The following is an 18,911-nucleotide window of genomic DNA, read 5'->3' as shown; positions in this document are numbered from 1 at the left end:
ATTATAACGAAAACCAATCAGCTATTAGCTGTTTTTCAATAGGTTCAACTGTTTTGTGTACATAATCGTTTTTACCCATATCGTATTCATAGTCTTTAGACCATTCTTCAATATTTTTAGCTAACGATTTTAACGAATCACAAATAAATTGTACTTCTTCATTTGTAATAGTTGGGTGAACGGATAAACGTACCCAACCTGGTTTTTCTGTACTACATCCTCCTAAAATTTGTCCTTTTATTTCATTTGATCTGGTTTGATCTACATTTAATAAAAAGTGTCCGTAAGTTCCTGCACAAGAGCAACCTCCTCTGGTTTGAATACCAAAACGATCGTTTAATAACTTAACTACTAAGTTAAAATGGTATTTTTCAAAGTAAAAAGAAAAAATACTTAAGCGATCTTTATGGTTAGGAGCTAAAATTTGAACTCCTTCTAAATTTTCTAGGCAATTAAAAATGATCGGATTAATTTCATCCTCACGTTCTTTAATTTTATCGGTACCCATTTGGTCTTTTACTTGAATACATAATGCTATTTTTATCGTTTGTAAAAAAGCTGGTGTACCTCCATCTTCACGAGTTTCAACATCATCAAAATAATCATGTTGCCCCCATGGATTTGTATAACTTACAGTTCCTCCTCCTGGGTTATCAGGAACCATATTTTTATATAATTTCTTATTGAAAATCAATACTCCAGATGTACCTGGACCTCCTAAAAACTTATGTGGAGAGAAGAAAATAGCATCTAAATACTCCTCTTCATTTTCTGGGTGCATGTTTATATCAACATATGGTGCAGAACAAGCAAAATCAACAAAACATAAACCACCATATCTGTGAATTAAAGAGGCTACTTTATGGTAGTCAGTTTTAATACCTGTAACGTTAGAACCAGCAACAATTGAAGCTATTTTTATAGGCCTATCTAAATATTGTTTTATAGTTTCTTCAAACTTATCTAAACACACTAAACCTTTTTCGTTAGATGGTACCACTACTACATCTGCAATAGTTTCAATCCAAGAAGTTTGGTTTGAGTGATGTTCCATATGACTAACAAAAACAATAGGTCTTTTTTCATCAGGAACTTGTGTGTTTTCCTTTAGATTTTCAGATACTTTGAGTCCTAAAATACGTTGGAATTTATTTACAACTCCTGTCATACCAGAGCCTTCGGTAATTAATACGTCATCTGCAGAAGCATTTACATGACGTTTTATAATATTACGAGCTTCGTGATACGCAAGTGTCATAGCTGCTCCTGATGTAGACGTTTCTGTATGTGTATTGGCTACAAAAGGTCCGAATTTATGCAACAATTGCTCTTCGATAGGTCTGTATAATCTTCCACTAGCAGTCCAATCTGTATATACCATTTTCTTTTCACCATAAGGTGTTTGAAAAGTTTGGTCAATTCCTACAATATTTTTTCTGAACTTATCAAAATACTGATCTAAATCCATAATTATAATTTGTGTTGTTTGTTATGGCGATAAAATTACTAGTATGCCACTAGGTAGCCTAAAATAATTAGAATATTAACGTATTTATAACATTTTGTTATTAAAGCCTAAATTTACCTCCTATTAAGATTGTATTTTGTAAAAAGTAAAAACTTTGTGATGCAGAATCTACAGAAAATCTAGTGGTTTTAACATTAGGCATGTAAATATATCCTCCTTTTAAATCTGCTTGAACAAAGAAATGTTTTAAGAAAGTTATATTTAAACCTGCTCCAATAGAAGCACCATATCCTGATAAGTGAAAATCATCGTGTCTTTCCATACCTAACAAAGTAGTGTTTGTTCTTGGGTATAAAATACCAAGCCCAACTCCTTCGGTTACATTAATCTGTAAGTTCTCTAAGTTTAATCCAAACCAATGACTTATATCGTCAAAACGTTTTACTTCTACATTTACGTAATTTAATCCATCTGTATGTTCGAAACGTAAAAAATCACCAGCTAAATTGATAGTTTCATTGTTATAAGTTCCGTCATATTTAGCATTTCCTATATTTATATTACCATTAATTCTCACATCTTGCCCGCCAATCATTACATATTTCATATGGTCTACCCCGATAGAAACTGTATAGTTTTCTTTGAAGAAATAACCAATTCTATAATTTGTTTGAGGTATGGTTACTCTTCCTGGATTGAAATAATCATTAAAAGAAAACTTTGTTTGTCTATCTCTAGCTTTTACATTGTACAAAGTGAAATCATAATTTTCTCCTTTAAAACGAATGTCAGAATTTGAATAACTAGCCCAGTTCCATCCCCAGTAAACGAAGAATTTTCCTTTATTAGTTACTTTTTTCTTTTGAATGACTTCTTCGTTTTTCTCCTGCGCTACTATTGACACTGATGCTATCAGCATCAATAAACTTACTATTTTTAATTTCAAGTGTTTATTGTATTATTTGTTCTATTTCAGTGATAAATCTTTCAGCTAAAGTATCTGCGCTCTCTTGGCTAGTACTTTCTGTATAAATTCTAATGATAGGTTCCGTATTTGACTTACGTAAGTGTACCCACTCTTCAGCAAAATCAATTTTTACACCATCAATTGTATTAACATCTTCGTTTTTATATTTACTAGCCATAGTTTCTAAAATCTTATCAACATCAATTTGTGGTGTTAACTGGATTTTATTCTTACTCATAAAATAACTAGGATATGAATCTCTTAGCTCTTTACAAGACATTTTTTTATGCGCTAAATGTGATAAGAATAAAGCAACCCCAACTAATGAGTCACGCCCGTAATGAGACTCAGGATAAATTATACCTCCATTTCCTTCTCCTCCAATTACGGTGTTGGTATCTTTCATCATTTGTACTACGTTTACCTCTCCTACTGCACTTGCTGTATAAGTTCCGCCATGCTTTTCGGTAACATCGCGTAAAGCCCTTGAAGAAGATAAGTTAGAAACTGTATTTCCACCTCCTAATTGACCTAAAACATAATCGGCACAAGCAACTAAGGTGTATTCTTCACCGAACATAGAACCATCCTCAGAAATTAAGGCTAAACGATCCACATCAGGATCAACCACAATACCTAAATCAGCTTTTTTCTTTACAACCAATTCAGAAATATCTGTTAGGTGTTCTTTTAAAGGCTCTGGGTTATGTGGGAAATGTCCGTTAGGATCACAGTACAATTCGATACACTTTACACCTAATTCTTTTAATAAAGCAGGAATTGCGATTCCTCCTGTAGAATTTACACCATCTACAACTACTTTAAATTTCGCTTTTTTGATGGCTTTTGTATCAACTAAATCAAGTTTTAAAACTTCTTTGATGTGCTTTTTTATGTAGTTTTTCTTTTTTCTGTACGATCCTAAATCGTCTACTTCAGCAAACTGAATAGTTGCATCTTTTTCAGCAATCTTTAAAATCTCTGCTCCGTCTTCTCCATTTAAGAACTCTCCTTTTTCATTTAAGAGCTTTAAAGCATTCCACTGTTTTGGGTTGTGAGAAGCAGTTAAAATAATACCTCCATCCGCTTTTTCTAAAGGAACTGCAACTTCCACTGTAGGTGTAGTAGATAAACCTAAATCGATAACATCAATTCCTAAACCCACTAAGGTATTGGCAACCAAGCTACTTATCATTTTACCTGAAATACGAGCATCTCTACCAATAATAATAGTTATTTTTTCTTTTTCTACGTTTTTCTTTTTTATAAAAGTTCCGTATGCCGCTGCAAATTTTACTGCATCAATCGGAGTTAAATTATCACCTGTATTTCCGCCTATGGTACCTCTAATACCTGATATAGATTTTATAAGTGTCATATTAATTTTTTATTAGGTAACAAATATAAAGTTATTTAAGAAAAGAGCATTAAAACGGGAAGGCTTTAAGTGTAACATTTGTTACATATAAACTAAAAAAACCGTTAAACTTTACAGCTTAACGGTTTTATCATTTTTAAGAAGTTGTTAGGATTATTTTCCTTCCATTTTCTTCTTTAACTCAGCTAATCCACCGATGTCTCCTAAAGTAGTTTTTTCTACTTCTTGAGCTTTAGCAGCAGCAGCTTTAATGTTCTTTTGTTCTTCTTCTCTAAAGATAGAAGTGTGAGAAGCAACGATTCTACGGTACTCTTTACTGAATTCAGTTACTTGGAACTGAGCAACATCACCTTTAGCTAATTTGCTACCGTCTTCTTTTTCTAAGAAACGAGTTGGAGCGAAAGCTTCAATTCCGTCAGCAAATACTACTGTTGCACCTTTATCATTTTTCTCTTTAATAGTACCTTCGTGCATAGACCCGATAGCATACGTAGCTTCATGAGCATCCCAAGGGTTATCTTGAGTTTGCTTGTGACCTAAGTTTAACTTACGGTTTTCTACGTCTAATTCTAATACTTGTACTTCTAATTGATCACCAACAGTTACGAAATCTGATGGGTGCTTAATTTTCTTAGTCCAAGATAAATCAGAGATATATACTAATCCGTCGATACCTTCTTCTAACTCAACGAATACACCAAAGTTAGTGTAGTTACGTACAGTACCAGTGTGTGTAGAACCAACTGGATACTTAGTAGTAATATCAGTCCAAGGATCTGGGTGTAATTGCTTCATACCTAAAGACATTTTACGCTCTTCGCGATCTAATGTTAAGATTTGAGCTTCTACTTCATCACCAACTTTTACGAAATCTTGCGCAGAACGTAAGTGAGTTGACCATGACATTTCAGAAACGTGGATTAATCCTTCTACTCCTTCTTCAACCTCTACAAATGCACCATAATCAGCTAAAACAACTACTTTACCTTTTACTTTATCACCAACTTTTAAATCAGAGTTTAAAGCTTCCCATGGGTGAGCAGATAATTGTTTTAAACCTAATTGAATTCTAGACTTGTTATCATCAAAGTCTAAGATTACAACGTTTAATTTTTGATCTAATTCAACAACTTCGTTCGGGTGGTTGATACGAGACCAAGATAAATCGGTAATGTGAATTAATCCGTCAACACCTCCTAAGTCAACAAATACACCGTAAGAAGTTACGTTTTTAACAACTCCTTCTAATACTTGTCCTTTTTCTAATTGACCGATAATTTCACGTTTTTGATCTTCTAAATCAGCTTCGATTAACGCTTTGTGAGATACTACTACGTTCTTAAATTCGTGGTTGATTTTAACAACTTTGAATTCCATAGTTTTCTCTACGTATTGATCGTAGTCACGGATAGGCTTCACATCGATTTGAGAACCTGGTAAGAAAGCTTCAATACCAAATACATCAACGATCATACCTCCACGAGTTCTACACTTAACAAAACCGTTAACGATTTCACCAGTTTCGTGTGCGTTGTTAACACGATCCCAAGCTTTGATTACACGTGCTTTTTTGTGAGATAATACTAATTGACCAGAAGAATCTTCTCTTTTGTCAACTAATACTTCTACTTTGTCACCCACTGCTAAATTTGGGTTATAACGGAACTCGTTTAACGAAATTACTCCTTCTGATTTAGAGTTGATGTCGATAATAGCATCACGGTCAGTAATACGTACTACTTCACCTTCAATTACGTCACGCTCGTTAACGAAACCTACAGTTCCTTCTAACGCAGTTTCAAATTCTTTTAATTTAGCCTCATCTACAGCTTCAATACCTTGTTCGTACTTGTGCCAATCAAAGTCAGCTAAAAATTCTTGTGGGTTTACTTTTGTTTCAGACATTCTGAAAATAATTTGTATCTTTTTGTTAACCAGATTTTTAACGATGCTAACGCCAAGAGAAATTAAACTTTATAAATATAATTTTACACCTTTTTTAAATCTGTACTCGTAAAAAGGCGTGCAAATTTACGAATAATTCTTGAAGTAACCTAAAATGTTTTGGTTTTTAGAGGGTTAAGGGTGAAGATAGCGATAAGCTTCGTAAAGATATTAACTTATTATATTAGTTATCAATAGAAACATAAACATTAATAATACCTCTATTTTGCCATTCTCCATTTCTAAATTCAATTCTAGACCTCAAGTTATTTAAAACCCCAGAAGTTTCACTAAATCTTTTAGCATTCCAAAGCTTTATTTCTTTATCGCCGTTAGCATAAAATGTAGTGATATAGGCTTTTTTAGTTTTAAGTAATTCTGTCTTAAAATCAATTTCATTCGGAGGGTTTAATTCTATCGGTAAAATTGAATTGTTATAGGTTGGTTTATTTATTGAATATTTTTTAGTGTTGTTTATATCTGTAGTTATTGTTAATGTGAAGTTTTTCTCTCTTTCTATCCTAAGAGGTTGAGTTGCCCCTCCTAATTGAGCTCTAACAGTATTTCTCATTGAATCTTCTGAACGTTCAGGGAATAACTGAACTAACCCCGCTAAAATTTCTTCTTGAGATTTAGGTATAGTTGTTATTAAGCTTTTAATACTTGAAATAACACCTGGTTTTTTTTCATTACTTTTATGTTTTGAATGAGTATAATTCTTTTGAATTCCATGGCTTTGGATATACTCTGGCTTTTTTTCAATATGAATTTTTATTTCTCCCAATACAGAATCGAGTAATTCACCATCATATTCACTAATAAAATCTTGTTTAATTAATTCTAATACTCTCTCAGTATAATTCTCTGATATTATTTTTTTTGTAAGCTTTTTAAAGTCTTGTTTTAAATTGATTTTTTTAAGTGCTTCAATTGTGAATTCTTTTAATGACTCCTCATTAAATTTATTTTTATTAAATAATTCTGTAAATGCCTCTCCTTTTTTACTGTTTCTTTCAAACTTAATTGTTTCTAACAAAATAGGGTCTTCTTGATTTGTTAAGTCTCCGTCGTAAAATATTTGAATGCTTTGTCCAATTAAAATACCGTATTCTAATTTTAAGAGGCGCATGTATGAGAACAACTGTTGTTGAAATGTGGAAGTTAGAGGAATATTAGGTTGTTTAATTTCAATAACAAAAAGGTTTTTATTTGTAGCTGACTTAACTACAAAATCAGGCATGATTCGATTAACTGACCCTAATTGAAAAGAAGGTCTAATATCAAAATCTCCTAAAAACTGTTTCCAATCTAAAACTCTTAAAGCTTGAATTACATTTTTTTCAAAATCATTTTCACTTATATCAGCTTTTATGCTTTCTGATAGTAAAAAATTTATTTCATTCCATTTCTCTTGATTCATAACTATTCTGTTTTAACCTTGTTATAATTGGGTTAATTAATTGTATCCGTTGATAGCTAAGCTAATGGTTTAAAGATAAATAATCAAACCAAACTTACTCCACTTCCTTAATTTCTACTTTTTCAACTTTAAACAAATTATCAAAAACTTCAAAAATACTTTCTGCTTCTTTTTTACGTACAGAAATGGTGTATTCGCAATCTAACTCAAGTTTTTGATTGATGATGTCTAAGTTTCGATGTTTGAAAATAATATTCTCTATCTCTTCAATGCAAAATAGCCAGAAAATATATTTTCCTCATCCATAATAGCCTTAAACCAATAAGTATTAGACGGCATTTTTTTATTGTTATAAAAGCCATCCCATCCAGGATCTTTAGAAGTTAATGTTTTTAGAAGTTTTCCATACCTATCATAAATCGCTATCCTTGAATTAGGGAAATTCTCAATACCTTTTATTTGCCAAAAATCATTGTATCCATCATTATTAGGTGTGAAAAACTTAGGATAATTAACCATTGTAATATTTTTTGAATCTGTACCACAGCCTTTTTTATCTCTTACATAGGCTGTATAAGTTTCTCCTTCTAAGTTTGAAAAATAATTACTGTCTTGAAAATTCTCTCCATCTATTGAATACTCAAAATCTCCATCACCTGTAGCTATTATTTCTATACTTCCATTATTAGGTGTACCGTTTTGTTTTATTCCTGTTATTTGAGGTAAAGTAGAACGTATTAATTCAAATTCAAAACTATTTTCACATAGTATATCGTTTTTAATTTCTCTCACTATAAGCTTATAATTCCCAGAATAAATTAAGTTTACTTCGTGTGTTTTAGAGATTAAAGTATTGTCCTGATAAAACCATTCATAACTATCGAAACTCTCGTTAATAGATAGGGGTAAAGAAGGTTCTAGGTTACATAAAAAGTATTCCTTTTCTAAATTTACAATTGGTAATTCGTTAACAATCAAATTAAAGCTAGTTTCTATATAACACAAATCGTTTATTATATTCTCTACTCGAACATTTATTGTTTCTGACCAAGTCTTTGTGTTTTTATATGAGTTTAAGGCTGTATTTTGTAACTCATTCCCATCCATATCAAAATAAGTTACTTTTAAACCTGTTTGATTTTCAATCATTTCATTTTTTATATTGGACAAATCAAAAAAGGTAATCCCATTTTCTAAGTTACAAGCATAAATATTTGATGGTTGATTAATTACTGGGCTTGTTATTGTTTTTAAAATAAGTGGCGTTTCTGAGTAACATTGCGATAAAATATCGGTTACTCTTACTGTGATTGTTTCATTGTTTTGAGATGTATTTGTATAAGGGTTTGGTAAAGGATAAGGTAATTTATTACCTAAATTATCATAATAAGAAACCTCTACCCCTGTTTGGTTTCCTAACACCAAACTTTCTATATTTGATGTATCAAAATATTCGGATATTCCATCGTTATTATCATCACAGCCAAAAATTTCTTGTAAAGGGTTAGCTATTGGTATAGGGTTAACAATTAACTTTATAGTAGACTGATTGTAACAACCTGTATCTGTATTTATTGCTTTAACTGTTATTATTTCTTGATTAATTACTAAATTAGTAACTGTCGATAATGATGTTAAAATTTGTCTTCCATTCTCATGATAAAACTCAACCTTGATGTTAGTGCTGTTTCCTATTATGTTTTTATGAATTTCTTGTAGATTAAACGTAGCGTATCCGTTAGAGTCAGTATCACACTCTTTTAAATCTGATATTAGTTCTAAACTAGGTAATGGATTTATAATTAAGTCAAAACTCGTTTCAGAATAGCAGCATAAATTGTCTTTATGACTAACTCTTACTTTGATTGTTTCCCTGTTTGCAATTGTATTTGTAAAAGGATTAGGGAGCGACTCGTATTGTTTACCACTACCATCTATAAAGGTCACTATTTTATCTGATTGTCCTCCTAGAACTTGCTCTTTAATTGAAGATGTATCAAATGAAGAGGAGACCCCTGTATTAAAAACATCTTCACAAGCATATATATTATTTATACCATAAGCTGTGGGAGGTTCTTTTACTTCAATTGTTTCGGTTAAAACCTCAGTTGTTCCATCTTCAGCTAACACATTAGCCGTTATTGTATATGTTCCTTCAGAAGAAAAATCATGGAAAGGAGATAAATCTGAGGAAATATTATCTGTACCAGAAGTAGGATCACCAAAATTCCATGTAACAGAGGTTATATTTGATGTTCCTTGAATACTAAACTCTTTTAAAAACTCTGAACAAATATTTGAAATATTCATATCAAAATTATTGGTAACATGATTTACATTTCCAGTTACATTTACATAAAACTTAGTTTCTGGATATCCAAGATCTTTCACATCTATAAATTGTCCAGATGGAGGGCATCCTCCTGAATAAGACCTAAACCACGAAGTCGTATTATCATCACTTGATGTACCTCCTGGAAAAGACACGGTTCCCCCACCTTGTAACACTTCTACAAGAATTCTTTCAACTCCATAGGGGATTACAATAGGTGTGTCAAAATCAACCTCAAAAATTCTAGGAGAACTAGAAGCTCCAAAATAAGAGATTGGAACTATTTGACTTGAACCAATCAAATTTAACTCAGAAAAAGAAGAAGGGAAATTATCATCAATTTTATAGATTCTAAATTGAATGTTTGTTCCCCAGTTAGCATAATATATTGCCACTTGTCCTGAGTTAATTACAAACTCTTCATTATTTGAAATTCCAAAATTATTTAATATAAAATCTCTTGACCAACTCATTCCTCCAGTTGTACAACCATAAATATTAGTTTTAACAATATCATCACAAGTACTATGTGTTAATCTTGTGGTAGCTCCTGAGCTATTTACATCAAAAACTTCTCCAGTAACATTAATGTAAAAATTAGCATTGGTAACGGGTGTGGGTAAGTTTTCTGTTTGAGTGTGGAAATAAGTATCAAAGCAGCCTGTATACCATGAATTATCATTGTCATTTTCTGTACCAGCAATTAAAACTTCTACTTTTTCGTCATATATACTTTGGTATTTTGACACTGAAACTAATATTCTCTCTGTTCCAGCTGGAACAATTATTGGTGTATCAAATGTTGTATCCAAAACTTGTGGAACTCCATTTATAATAGGAGTTTCTCCTATAAGTCTTGAACCAATTCCATTAATTGATCTTCCATTTTGAAATCCAGATCCAATAATGGCTACATTAAAAAATAAAGTAGCACCTTCACTAGATTTAAATAATCCTACTTGCCCAGATTTAATTGCAAATTGTTCGTTTGGTTTAATACCAAAATCTGATAATTTAAATACTCTTGACCAGGTTTCATTATCTTCATCACAAGAAAACATATCAGTTTCAACAAGAGTATTACCGACATTATGATTTAGGGTAATTTGTGCACTTATATTTTTTAAAAACATTAAAAATATAGTCAATAGAACAATTTTTCTTAACATTATACAGAGATTTTCTTTTTTCGCTTTTTTATTTCAAATAATATAAATTTTAATCCACTTCCTTAATTTCCACTTTAAATAAATTATCAAAAACTTCAAAAATGCTTTCAGCTTCTTTTTTACGTACAGAAACAGTGTATTCGCAGTCTAATTCTAGTTTTTGATTGATGATATCTAAGTTTCGTTCTTTAATGATACGTTGTACTTTGTTCATCATATCGTAACCAAATTTCAGCTTATAATGAACATCAATGGTTTTTTCTACAATTTCAGAAGCTTCTAAAGCTAATTGTGCAGAAGTACGATAGGCATTAATCAACCCTCCTACTCCCAATTTAGTTCCGCCAAAATAACGTACTGAAACAATTAAGATATTGGTAACCTCAAAGGCTTGTATTTGTCCGTAAATTGGTTGTCCTGCAGAGTTGCTAGGTTCACCATCGTCATTGGCACGAAAACGTGTGTTTTCTGTACCTAATTGCCACGCATAACAATGGTGACGTGCTGTATGGTGCTGTTTACGAAGTTCTTCTAATCGTTCTTTAATATCCTCTTCAGAAAAAACAGGAAAGGCATACCCGAAAAACTTGCTATTTCGGTCTTTAAACAAGGTTTCTTCAGAAGGCTTTGTAATGGTTTTATAGGTATCTTTTATCTCATTCATCACGCCGAAACTACTAATAAAATACTAATTATGGCAAGTCCAATACCAATCCAATTCTTTTTAACGAGCTTTTCTTTAAAAAACAACAAAGCAAATACCGTGGTTAAAACGACTACCGAAACATTGTTGATCGTAAAAATAGTAGCGCTTTCAAGTCCTTCTGTTTGTAATGCTTTCAGTAAAAATTCCATCGAATAATAATTGGGAACTCCTAAAGCAATTCCTCCAATAAGTGTTTTCCACTCTAACTTAACCTTCTTACTGAAAAATTGAATCACCATAAAGGAAATACCAAAAAGTAAGGCACAACCAAAAATGGTAGATAAAAACATAGGTACAGCTCCTTTAGAAACATAGGTGTCCTCTGTGTATTTTAACAAAGTATCGATGCTTCCAGATCCTAAAAAGAGTAACATAGGAAACAACAAGTTTTTAAATTCAACAGGAGCAGTATCACTTTTTGCTGAAGATAAATACACTGCTACCAGCGCAAGTATAATCCCGATGATTTTTACAAAACCAATACTTTCATTATAGAGAAAAATTCCTAAAACAACAGGAATTACGACCGACATTTTTCCAGCCACAGAAGCAACAGAAAGTCCATTTTTTTGAGCAGTAATTCCCATTACAAGAAATACGGTAATAAATAAAAAACCTAAGATGGTTGCTCCTAAAAACCAAGGTTGTTTTGGAATTTCTGTTACAGAAAGTGAAATTTCTGAATGCACAAAGCCGAAGCACAATGCTACCGCATAGTTTAAAACAATAGCTTGAAATGTATTTACTTTGTAAACATCAAACAATTTAAAGATTACAAAAAGTAAACTTGTTATAAAAACACTGAAAATTAAAAATATCACGCTATAAACTCCTTTCTTTTTAGTAAATCTACCACATCTTCTGTTTTCGGACAATTATTCCATACATGAATACCTAATTGTTGTGCAGTCTTGGTGTTTTCTTGGGTATCGTCTATAAAAATAGTTTCAGAAGCCTGTAAATTATTTTCGCTTAAAACAAACTCAAAAATGTTAGTATTTGGCTTTCTTAGATTGATTTCGTGCGATAAGTAAAACTGTTCAAAATAACTTTTAAATTCATTATAAAGTTCTTCTCCCCAATTATTTTGAATCCAAGAAATATGCATATCGTTTGTGTTACTCAATAAAAACAATCGATAATTATTCGTTGCAGCAAGTTTCTTCAAAAAATCTAAGCGATGCTTCGGGAAATCTAACAAAATAGCATTCCACGAGTAGATTAATTTTTCTTTAGGAATATTGAATTTATTGTAGAAAAAATCAATAAAATCATCCGTAGAAATTAATCCCATTTCATACTGATAATATTGTTGCATCATTTCTTCGCTAATCTCAGTAACTCCAAGCTTTGCTAGTTCTTTATATGTTGCTTCTTTATCTAAATTGATGAATACATCACCAAAATCAAAAATGATGTTTTTAATCATTCTTATATATTCTTAATATGTCGTTAGTTATTTTTTCTTCGGAAGAAAGTTTCGCATTGAAAACAGGACGCTTCACTCCTGCTTCAAAGTTTACATCACCGATAAACACTCTAGCTTCATCCCATAAATTGGCTTCGATAAATGTTTGCAAGGTTTGCGCACCTCCTTCAATAATTACCGATTGTATTTGATGTTTATGCAATACATTGCAAATTTCCTCCGCTACTCGAGAAGAAAAATTGATTTCTTCGTAAATAAGTTTTTCAGATTTCTCACTATCGTTCGAAATGACATCTTTTATCTCATTGTTCTTTCCTACAATAACTATTGTCTTAACACTTCCATTTAAAACAGTTGCTTCTGAAGGAATTCGTAAGTTTTTATCAATAACAATTCTCACAGGGTTATTTCCTGACCTACTACGAACAGTTAATGACGGATTGTCATTAATCACCGTATTGGTTCCTACTAAAATGGCATGCTCTTCACTTCGCCATTTATGAACTAACTGTTGAGAAAAAGCATTTGAAATCCACACAGGTTTTTGCTCATCTTTAGTTAAAGGAGCTATAAATTCATCCTTAGTTTCTACCCATTTTAAAACAATATACGGACGTTTTTTGTTTTGAACAGTAAAAAAACGTTTATGATGTTCTTTACAAGCTTTTTCACAAACACCAACTATTACACTTCTTCCTGCTTTTTTAAGACGTTCAATACCTTTTCCTGCTACTAAACTATTGGTGTCTACACTACCGATTACTATATTAGGAATTCCTTTTTCTATGATCAAATCAGCACATGGTGGTGTTTTTCCGTGATGAGAACAAGGTTCTAGAGTCACATAAATAGTAGCTTCTTTTAATAATTCTTGATTTTGTACAGAACGAATAGCATTGACTTCAGCATGAGGACCACCATAAGGCGATGTAAACCCTTCTCCTATAATTTTATTCTCATGAACAATTACAGCGCCAACAGATGGATTGGGACGTGTTGTGCCAATACCGTTTTTAGCTAATTGTAAGCAACGTTGTATGTATATTTCGTGATTCAAATTGTTATAATTTTATTTTTACATCTTCAATTTGATCAATTGGGTACACATGCGAAAAACCTAACACTTTATATTTTAAGTCTCCTTTAAATTGAACTTTTAAACTTTGGTTAAGTAAAGAAGAAAGGAGTCCGCCTAAAACTCCGTTTTTATTATTCTCAAAAACTTTTTTGGCAGGAATCACTACTTTTAAAGGAATAGAGAATTCTTTACGAGCAGGAACTTTAAATTCTTCTGAAGATACCTGAGCAACTTGAACCTGATTTACTAAAACTTTAATTTCATCAGTAGCAATTTTACCACCAATATCATTAGGGTTTTTAAAATAGGCATTTGCCCCTACTCTAATAGTATCGGTAGTAGCCGATAGTAGTTTTATATCATCAACTTTTAAGAAGATAGGTTTTTGTTTTACAGAACAACTTACTACAAAAAGTAAAAAAGGTAAAAAATATATGATTTTCTTCATGAAAACTCGTGTTTTTTTGGGTACTTTGCTTTAACAAAAGTACTATATTCTTATGATATCTTCTGATTTTATTATTAGAGAAGTAAAACCGCAAGATAATGCGGAATTAGCAGCAGTTATACGTGGTGTGTTAATCGAATTTGGAGTTCCTAAGGTAGGAACTGCCTATGAAGATAAAGCTACCGATGAAATGTATGAAACTTACCAAAAAGATAAGGCTGGTTATTTTGTAGTAGAGCATCAAGGAAAAGTTGTTGGCGGTGCTGGTTTTGCTCCTTTAGACAATTTTGAAGGTAACGTATGTGAATTCCAAAAAATGTACTTCCTGCCTATAGCTAGAAGGAAAGGCTTAGGAAGTAAATTAATTGATTATTGCTTGGATAAGGCCAAACAACAAGGTTTTGAGCAATGTTATTTAGAAACCATGCCTTACATGGAAGCTGCGAGAGCTTTATATGCGAAAAATGGATTTGTAAATCTTGATAAACCTATGGGAAACACAGGCCATTATTCGTGTAATGTTTGGATGCTAAAGGATTTGTAGTTTAGATAGTTTTTAGAAACGAAATTTTAATGAATTTAAAACACTTTAGAGTTTATTTTACGGAACAATTAGAAAGTATATTTCCTAAAACAGAAATAGATACTTTCTTTTTTTTGTTGATAGAAGAATATTTAGGATTACAACGAATAGACTTTACTTTACAACCAACTTTAGAAATCCCTTCGGAAAAGTATGATCTTTTAAACACAGCTCTTACTAGATTACAAAAAGAAGAACCAATTCAATACATATTAGGGAAAACAGAGTTTTACGGATGTCCTTTTAAGGTAAATGAAAACACACTGATTCCGAGACCAGAAACCGAAGAATTAGTTGAATGGATTCTTAATGAGGTAAAAGAATTAGGTTTAGAAAATAACAAACAGCAATTATCTATTTTAGATATAGGAACAGGTACAGGTTGTATTCCTATCAGCTTAAAAAAAGAGCTTCCAGCTGCAAAAGTAAGCGCTATTGATGTATCTGAGGAAGCTTTAGAAATAGCTAAGGAAAATGCTTCGTTAAACAAAGTTGAAATTACTTTTATACTTCAAGATATATTACAAACTGAGAGTTTACCTAAACAATACGATGTGATAGTATCTAATCCACCTTATGTGCGCGAATTAGAAAAAGTAGAAATCAAAAACAATGTTTTAGAAAACGAACCACATTTAGCGTTATTTGTTGATGATGATAATCCGTTGATTTTCTATAAAAAAATAGCCGATTTAGCCATTAAGTCGTTAACTAAAAATGGATTGCTTTTTTTTGAAATCAATCAGTATTTAGGCTCTGAAACTATAGAAATGTTAAAGCGTAAAGGTTTTACTAAAGTTGAACTTCGAAAAGATTTGTTTGGTAACAATCGGATGATTAAAGCAACTTATTAAACATAAAACCTTTACAGGGGAATATTGATATTAAGTATTATTCTATCCCAAAGAATCTTTTAAAGAAAGATCCTTTTTTCTTTTCAGTAGCTTCTCCAACTTCCTGAGGAGTACTACTATCTGAAAGACTACCTAAATTATCAGTAATTAATCTTTCTACATAAGTATCGTAATCAGTGTTTTTAGAATCTAAAAAACCTTTCAAGAATTTTTCTGAAGCTTCAATTCCATTAAGATCTTCAATTTCTCTTAATCGCTTGTATAAAGGAATGATTTCTTGTATAGCTTTTCTAGGTGCTGGTTTTCGTAGTGCTTTGTAGTTTGTAACTTGTCCTTTTTCATTTTCTTTTACAACAAAATCAGTCATTACCCAGTAATATCTACCTGTTTTAGCCATGTTTTTAACAAAAGCAATTATGTTTTGTTTCTTTTCAATTCGCTCCCACATTAATTTGAAAATTACTCTTGGCATATCTGGATGTCTTACAACATTATGACCAGATCCTACTAATTCGTACTCTTCATAGCCAGAAGATTCGACAAAGTCTTCATTGCAATATTCAATTACACCTCTAGTGTCTGTAATACTAAGGAGAATAGAGTTTTCTTCTAAAATAATTTCACGGTCTACAGGGGTTGGAGTTGGTAATTTTGGATTTCTTTTTAAAGCCTCCCACTTTTTCTCAGAGTTAGTTGTAATATAATTAAATTGATTTGATTTATGTTTTCATAGTTTAAAAATGTGTTTTGTTTACGTTTTAGATTATCGGGGGATAAAACAACTGAGAAAAAATATCATTTTTAATGAAGTATTCTTAACACAGCTGCCACAAACCTAAAGATCAATTTATTTTTAAAACATGACAAAAATCATACTCTATTAATGAAAATAGTTTATAAAGTTAAGTTAGAGTTATATTAAAGTTAAATATCAAACTGTCAATTATATAATCATCACTTAGTGAGAGTTTTGTTTTTTTAACCTTTATTATTTTAATAAAAAGTTTACATTATTCATTACAAAACAAACATTTTTCTTTTTTTTCAATAATAAAAAACTTTATATTAGTGGAAAAGTTATAAAGAAATTGGATTTACAAAAATTACTTCTAGAAACAAAAACAAAAGCAATTTATCTAATTGATAATGAAGGTAAAATAATTGATTTTTATCCTCAAGATAATGAGTTATCAGAAATTAAAGACAAAATAGCTGCATTTGATGCTGTCATATTTAATATGTCTAGCAGCTTTTTTAGTTTATTTTTTAACACAGAACTCAATGAAATGATTCTTAAATCTGATAAAGAAGCTTTACTGCTCTTTAAATATAAAGAGTATGTATTATGCTTCTTAGCAGATAAGAACACTAATATTGGTCTTCTGAACCTTATGTTTAAAAAAGAAACTAATACTATTAACCTTACTTAACCAATACAAATTAAAATTAACTATTAACATTAAAAACCCTCGGAATTATGGAGAAAATCTTAACCACTCTAGTTCAAAATGTAAAAGAAAATATCCCTGGATATATTGCAATCAGTGTTGCTGAAATTGCTTCAGGTGAATCGTTAGCATCAGATTCAGCTGATACAAGTTTTGATCCTGCTTTAGCATGTGCTTACAACGTTGAAATTATCAATGCCAAACGTAAAGCAATTGATATTTTAGGTTTAAAAGAAAGCATTAACGACATTCACTTTAAGTTAGATAATCATATACACATTGTTGATATGTCTCCTAGTGGAGAGTATTTTATTTATCTAGCTGTTGATTCTAACAGAGCTAATTTGGCTCTTACCAGAACTATGCTAAAAAAATACAAACAAGAATTAAATGAAGTCTTATAAAGCTATTGATGTACAGAAAATAACAATTGATAATGAATTTCAAAACTTTATAAACTTTTTTCAAAATGAATTTCAAAATAAAGTTTTATCAAATAGTTCAGTTGTTAATGAAAATGAAACCTTAAAATCTATAAACAGTGTAAGCGATTTAAAAGAAGCTGTTTACGATTTCTTTTTCGAACCCAGGTTTGAAAACATTTTTGACTTAGTAAAGTTTAAAAACAAACAAAAACCACAAAGTGATTAATAATCACAAAAAAAGACTAGATTTAATTAAATTTAGTCTTTTTTTGTACTTCAAAGAATAATATATAATCACCCTACCAAAAGCATCTTACATATTGATAAAAAGCATGTTATACATATGTTGAACTGTTAAAGAATTCATAAAGCAAAAAAAAATGAACTAAAAAACAAAAATAAGCTCTTATTTTTGTGACCCTTTTTTGCATAGGTGTGTCTAATTAAGGGTAAAGGAAACAAAAAACAGCATTAATAACACTTTAATGCTTACAGTTAAACATAATGGGGGAAATAAACTTACAAATGTTAGTCGAGGAATCGGAGGCTAACAAAGGACTTGTATTCGATTCTGAAGGTCATATCATAGATTCTTACAATATTACTAATGAACATAACGTAGCAGCAATGTTAGCTGTTATGGTCACAATGTCTCATGAATTCTTCGAAGATGTTTTAGAATCTGATAAGTTTAATCAGCTAGTATTAAACTCAAATGACGAACTAGTAGTAGTAAATAAATACAGTAACGAGCATATTATTTGTTTAATAGCCGATGATGTATCTAAGGTAGCTATGATGAAGCTTACCTTAAAAAAACTAGCTCTATAACTTTTTTACATAGAAATCTATTAATCTTTAAATACAATTAATTATATATCAAAATGAAGGAAATTTTAAACGATTTTATCGAGAATTTAAGAACTAATGTTCCAGGGTTTATCGCAGTATGTGTAACCGATGTGGGTTCAGGTGAAGCTTATGAGTCTTTTACCGTAGACCCAAATTTCGATCCTACACTTGCATCTGCATACAATTTAGGAGTAGTAAAAGCTAAATTAAAAGCAATAGATGCTTTAAAATTAAACGAAGAGATACAGGACATCACTATTACTTTATCTAGTCAAGTACACATTATAAACATCGCACCTAGTGGTACTTACTTTATTTATTTAGCTGTAGATTCTAAAGAAGCTAACTTAGGAATCACTAAAGCTTTATTAAATAAATATAAAGTAGATTTAAATAACGCGTTATAAAAA

Annotated in this window: 19 protein-coding genes; 7 read left to right on the top strand and 12 right to left on the bottom strand. The window is 31.0% G+C overall.

Annotation, left to right across the window (positions count from 1 at the left end; translation table 11 throughout):
• Position 1: 1 nt before the first annotated feature.
• From ACKTSU_RS07120 to ACKTSU_RS07070, 11 genes are all read right to left on the bottom strand, one after another.
• A complete protein-coding gene (locus tag ACKTSU_RS07120) occupies positions 2-1,468 on the bottom strand; it encodes an aminotransferase class V-fold PLP-dependent enzyme (RefSeq protein WP_408035685.1) in 1,467 nt (488 codons plus the stop codon).
• 100 nt (positions 1,469-1,568) lie between these two features.
• Positions 1,569-2,387 (bottom strand): hypothetical protein, encoded by an 819-nt coding sequence (locus ACKTSU_RS07115; RefSeq protein ID WP_408035684.1) that lies wholly within the window; start codon positions 2,385-2,387, stop codon positions 1,569-1,571.
• A gap of 31 nt (positions 2,388-2,418) precedes the next feature.
• Entirely contained in the window at positions 2,419-3,813 is a 1,395-nt protein-coding gene (gene glmM, locus ACKTSU_RS07110; protein WP_408035683.1) for a phosphoglucosamine mutase, read from the bottom strand.
• 153 nt (positions 3,814-3,966) lie between these two features.
• Entirely contained in the window at positions 3,967-5,718 is a 1,752-nt protein-coding gene (gene rpsA, locus ACKTSU_RS07105) for a 30S ribosomal protein S1 (protein ID WP_299001783.1), read from the bottom strand.
• Positions 5,719-5,941: 223 nt separating this feature from the next.
• Entirely contained in the window at positions 5,942-7,177 is a 1,236-nt protein-coding gene (locus ACKTSU_RS07100; protein WP_408035682.1) for a hypothetical protein, read from the bottom strand.
• A 258-nt stretch (positions 7,178-7,435) separates the two neighbouring features.
• Positions 7,436-10,657 (bottom strand): T9SS type B sorting domain-containing protein, encoded by a 3,222-nt coding sequence (locus ACKTSU_RS07095; protein WP_408035681.1) that lies wholly within the window; start codon positions 10,655-10,657, stop codon positions 7,436-7,438.
• Between the two features lie 70 nt (positions 10,658-10,727).
• Positions 10,728-11,342 (bottom strand): IMPACT family protein, encoded by a 615-nt coding sequence (locus ACKTSU_RS07090; protein WP_408035680.1) that lies wholly within the window; start codon positions 11,340-11,342, stop codon positions 10,728-10,730.
• Positions 11,342-12,148, bottom strand: a complete 807-nt coding sequence (locus ACKTSU_RS07085; RefSeq protein WP_456243493.1) for an EamA family transporter — start codon at positions 12,146-12,148, stop codon at positions 11,342-11,344. The genes ACKTSU_RS07090 and ACKTSU_RS07085 overlap by 1 nt, the downstream gene beginning before the upstream one ends.
• 53 nt (positions 12,149-12,201) lie before the next feature.
• Positions 12,202-12,813, bottom strand: a complete 612-nt coding sequence (locus ACKTSU_RS07080; RefSeq protein ID WP_408035678.1) for an HAD-IA family hydrolase — start codon at positions 12,811-12,813, stop codon at positions 12,202-12,204.
• A complete protein-coding gene (gene ribD, locus ACKTSU_RS07075; RefSeq protein WP_408035677.1) occupies positions 12,806-13,870 on the bottom strand; it encodes a bifunctional diaminohydroxyphosphoribosylaminopyrimidine deaminase/5-amino-6-(5-phosphoribosylamino)uracil reductase RibD in 1,065 nt (354 codons plus the stop codon). The genes ACKTSU_RS07080 and ribD overlap by 8 nt, the downstream gene beginning before the upstream one ends.
• A gap of 4 nt (positions 13,871-13,874) precedes the next feature.
• Positions 13,875-14,339 (bottom strand): LEA type 2 family protein, encoded by a 465-nt coding sequence (locus tag ACKTSU_RS07070; RefSeq protein ID WP_408035676.1) that lies wholly within the window; start codon positions 14,337-14,339, stop codon positions 13,875-13,877.
• 52 nt (positions 14,340-14,391) lie between these two features.
• Here ACKTSU_RS07070 and ACKTSU_RS07065 point away from each other — a divergent pair, with 52 nt between their 5' ends.
• Positions 14,392-14,883 carry a GNAT family N-acetyltransferase gene (locus ACKTSU_RS07065; RefSeq protein ID WP_408035675.1) on the top strand — a complete coding sequence of 164 codons (492 nt, stop codon included), beginning with the start codon at positions 14,392-14,394 and terminating at the stop codon, positions 14,881-14,883.
• Positions 14,884-14,912: 29 nt separating this feature from the next.
• Complete coding sequence (gene prmC / locus ACKTSU_RS07060) at positions 14,913-15,776, top strand: peptide chain release factor N(5)-glutamine methyltransferase (RefSeq protein ID WP_408035674.1); 864 nt, start codon at positions 14,913-14,915, stop codon at positions 15,774-15,776.
• 37 nt (positions 15,777-15,813) lie between these two features.
• On the opposite strand, the gene ACKTSU_RS07055 is transcribed toward prmC, so the two are convergent.
• Positions 15,814-16,392 carry a PAS domain-containing protein gene (locus tag ACKTSU_RS07055; protein ID WP_408036888.1) on the bottom strand — a complete coding sequence of 193 codons (579 nt, stop codon included), beginning with the start codon at positions 16,390-16,392 and terminating at the stop codon, positions 15,814-15,816.
• Between the two features lie 472 nt (positions 16,393-16,864).
• Between ACKTSU_RS07055 and ACKTSU_RS07050 the strand changes: the two genes are divergently transcribed.
• The 5 genes from ACKTSU_RS07050 to ACKTSU_RS07030 all read left to right on the top strand — a co-directional run bounded on the left by ACKTSU_RS07050 (position 16,865) and on the right by ACKTSU_RS07030 (position 18,908).
• Positions 16,865-17,206 (top strand): hypothetical protein, encoded by a 342-nt coding sequence (locus ACKTSU_RS07050; RefSeq protein WP_408035673.1) that lies wholly within the window; start codon positions 16,865-16,867, stop codon positions 17,204-17,206.
• Positions 17,207-17,253: 47 nt separating this feature from the next.
• A complete protein-coding gene (locus tag ACKTSU_RS07045) occupies positions 17,254-17,628 on the top strand; it encodes a hypothetical protein (protein WP_408035671.1) in 375 nt (124 codons plus the stop codon).
• Positions 17,615-17,875 (top strand): hypothetical protein, encoded by a 261-nt coding sequence (locus tag ACKTSU_RS07040; protein ID WP_408035670.1) that lies wholly within the window; start codon positions 17,615-17,617, stop codon positions 17,873-17,875. The genes ACKTSU_RS07045 and ACKTSU_RS07040 overlap by 14 nt, the downstream gene beginning before the upstream one ends.
• A gap of 278 nt (positions 17,876-18,153) precedes the next feature.
• Positions 18,154-18,480, top strand: coding sequence for a roadblock/LC7 domain-containing protein (locus ACKTSU_RS07035; RefSeq protein ID WP_408035669.1), 327 nt, complete (start codon positions 18,154-18,156; stop codon positions 18,478-18,480).
• 53 nt (positions 18,481-18,533) lie between these two features.
• The gene (locus ACKTSU_RS07030) at positions 18,534-18,908 is read left to right on the top strand and encodes a hypothetical protein (RefSeq protein WP_408035668.1); all 375 of its coding nucleotides are present in this window, start codon (positions 18,534-18,536) and stop codon (positions 18,906-18,908) included.
• Positions 18,909-18,911 lie beyond the last annotated feature (3 nt).

Origin of the sequence: Tenacibaculum aestuarii (assembly GCF_964510395.1) — a bacterium.
Lineage (GTDB): Bacteria > Bacteroidota > Bacteroidia > Flavobacteriales > Flavobacteriaceae > Polaribacter > Polaribacter aestuarii.
The sequence above is the reverse complement of the archived record's forward strand: the minus strand, read 5'-3'. Positions and strand labels throughout refer to the sequence as shown.

Coding starts and splice junctions, on each gene's coding strand:
- ACKTSU_RS07065 (WP_408035675.1), top strand. CDS start 14,392: ATGATATCTTCTGATTTTATTATTAGAGAAGTAAAACCGCAAGATAAT.
- prmC (WP_408035674.1), top strand. CDS start 14,913: ATGAATTTAAAACACTTTAGAGTTTATTTTACGGAACAATTAGAAAGT.
- ACKTSU_RS07120 (WP_408035685.1), bottom strand. CDS start 1,468: ATGGATTTAGATCAGTATTTTGATAAGTTCAGAAAAAATATTGTAGGA.
- glmM (WP_408035683.1), bottom strand. CDS start 3,813: ATGACACTTATAAAATCTATATCAGGTATTAGAGGTACCATAGGCGGA.
- ACKTSU_RS07040 (WP_408035670.1), top strand. CDS start 17,615: ATGAAGTCTTATAAAGCTATTGATGTACAGAAAATAACAATTGATAAT.
- ACKTSU_RS07115 (WP_408035684.1), bottom strand. CDS start 2,387: ATGCTGATAGCATCAGTGTCAATAGTAGCGCAGGAGAAAAACGAAGAA.
- ACKTSU_RS07090 (WP_408035680.1), bottom strand. CDS start 11,342: ATGAATGAGATAAAAGATACCTATAAAACCATTACAAAGCCTTCTGAA.
- ACKTSU_RS07045 (WP_408035671.1), top strand. CDS start 17,254: ATGGAGAAAATCTTAACCACTCTAGTTCAAAATGTAAAAGAAAATATC.
- ACKTSU_RS07080 (WP_408035678.1), bottom strand. CDS start 12,813: ATGATTAAAAACATCATTTTTGATTTTGGTGATGTATTCATCAATTTA.
- rpsA (WP_299001783.1), bottom strand. CDS start 5,718: ATGTCTGAAACAAAAGTAAACCCACAAGAATTTTTAGCTGACTTTGAT.
- ACKTSU_RS07100 (WP_408035682.1), bottom strand. CDS start 7,177: ATGAATCAAGAGAAATGGAATGAAATAAATTTTTTACTATCAGAAAGC.
- ACKTSU_RS07035 (WP_408035669.1), top strand. CDS start 18,154: ATGGGGGAAATAAACTTACAAATGTTAGTCGAGGAATCGGAGGCTAAC.
- ACKTSU_RS07070 (WP_408035676.1), bottom strand. CDS start 14,339: ATGAAGAAAATCATATATTTTTTACCTTTTTTACTTTTTGTAGTAAGT.
- ACKTSU_RS07030 (WP_408035668.1), top strand. CDS start 18,534: ATGAAGGAAATTTTAAACGATTTTATCGAGAATTTAAGAACTAATGTT.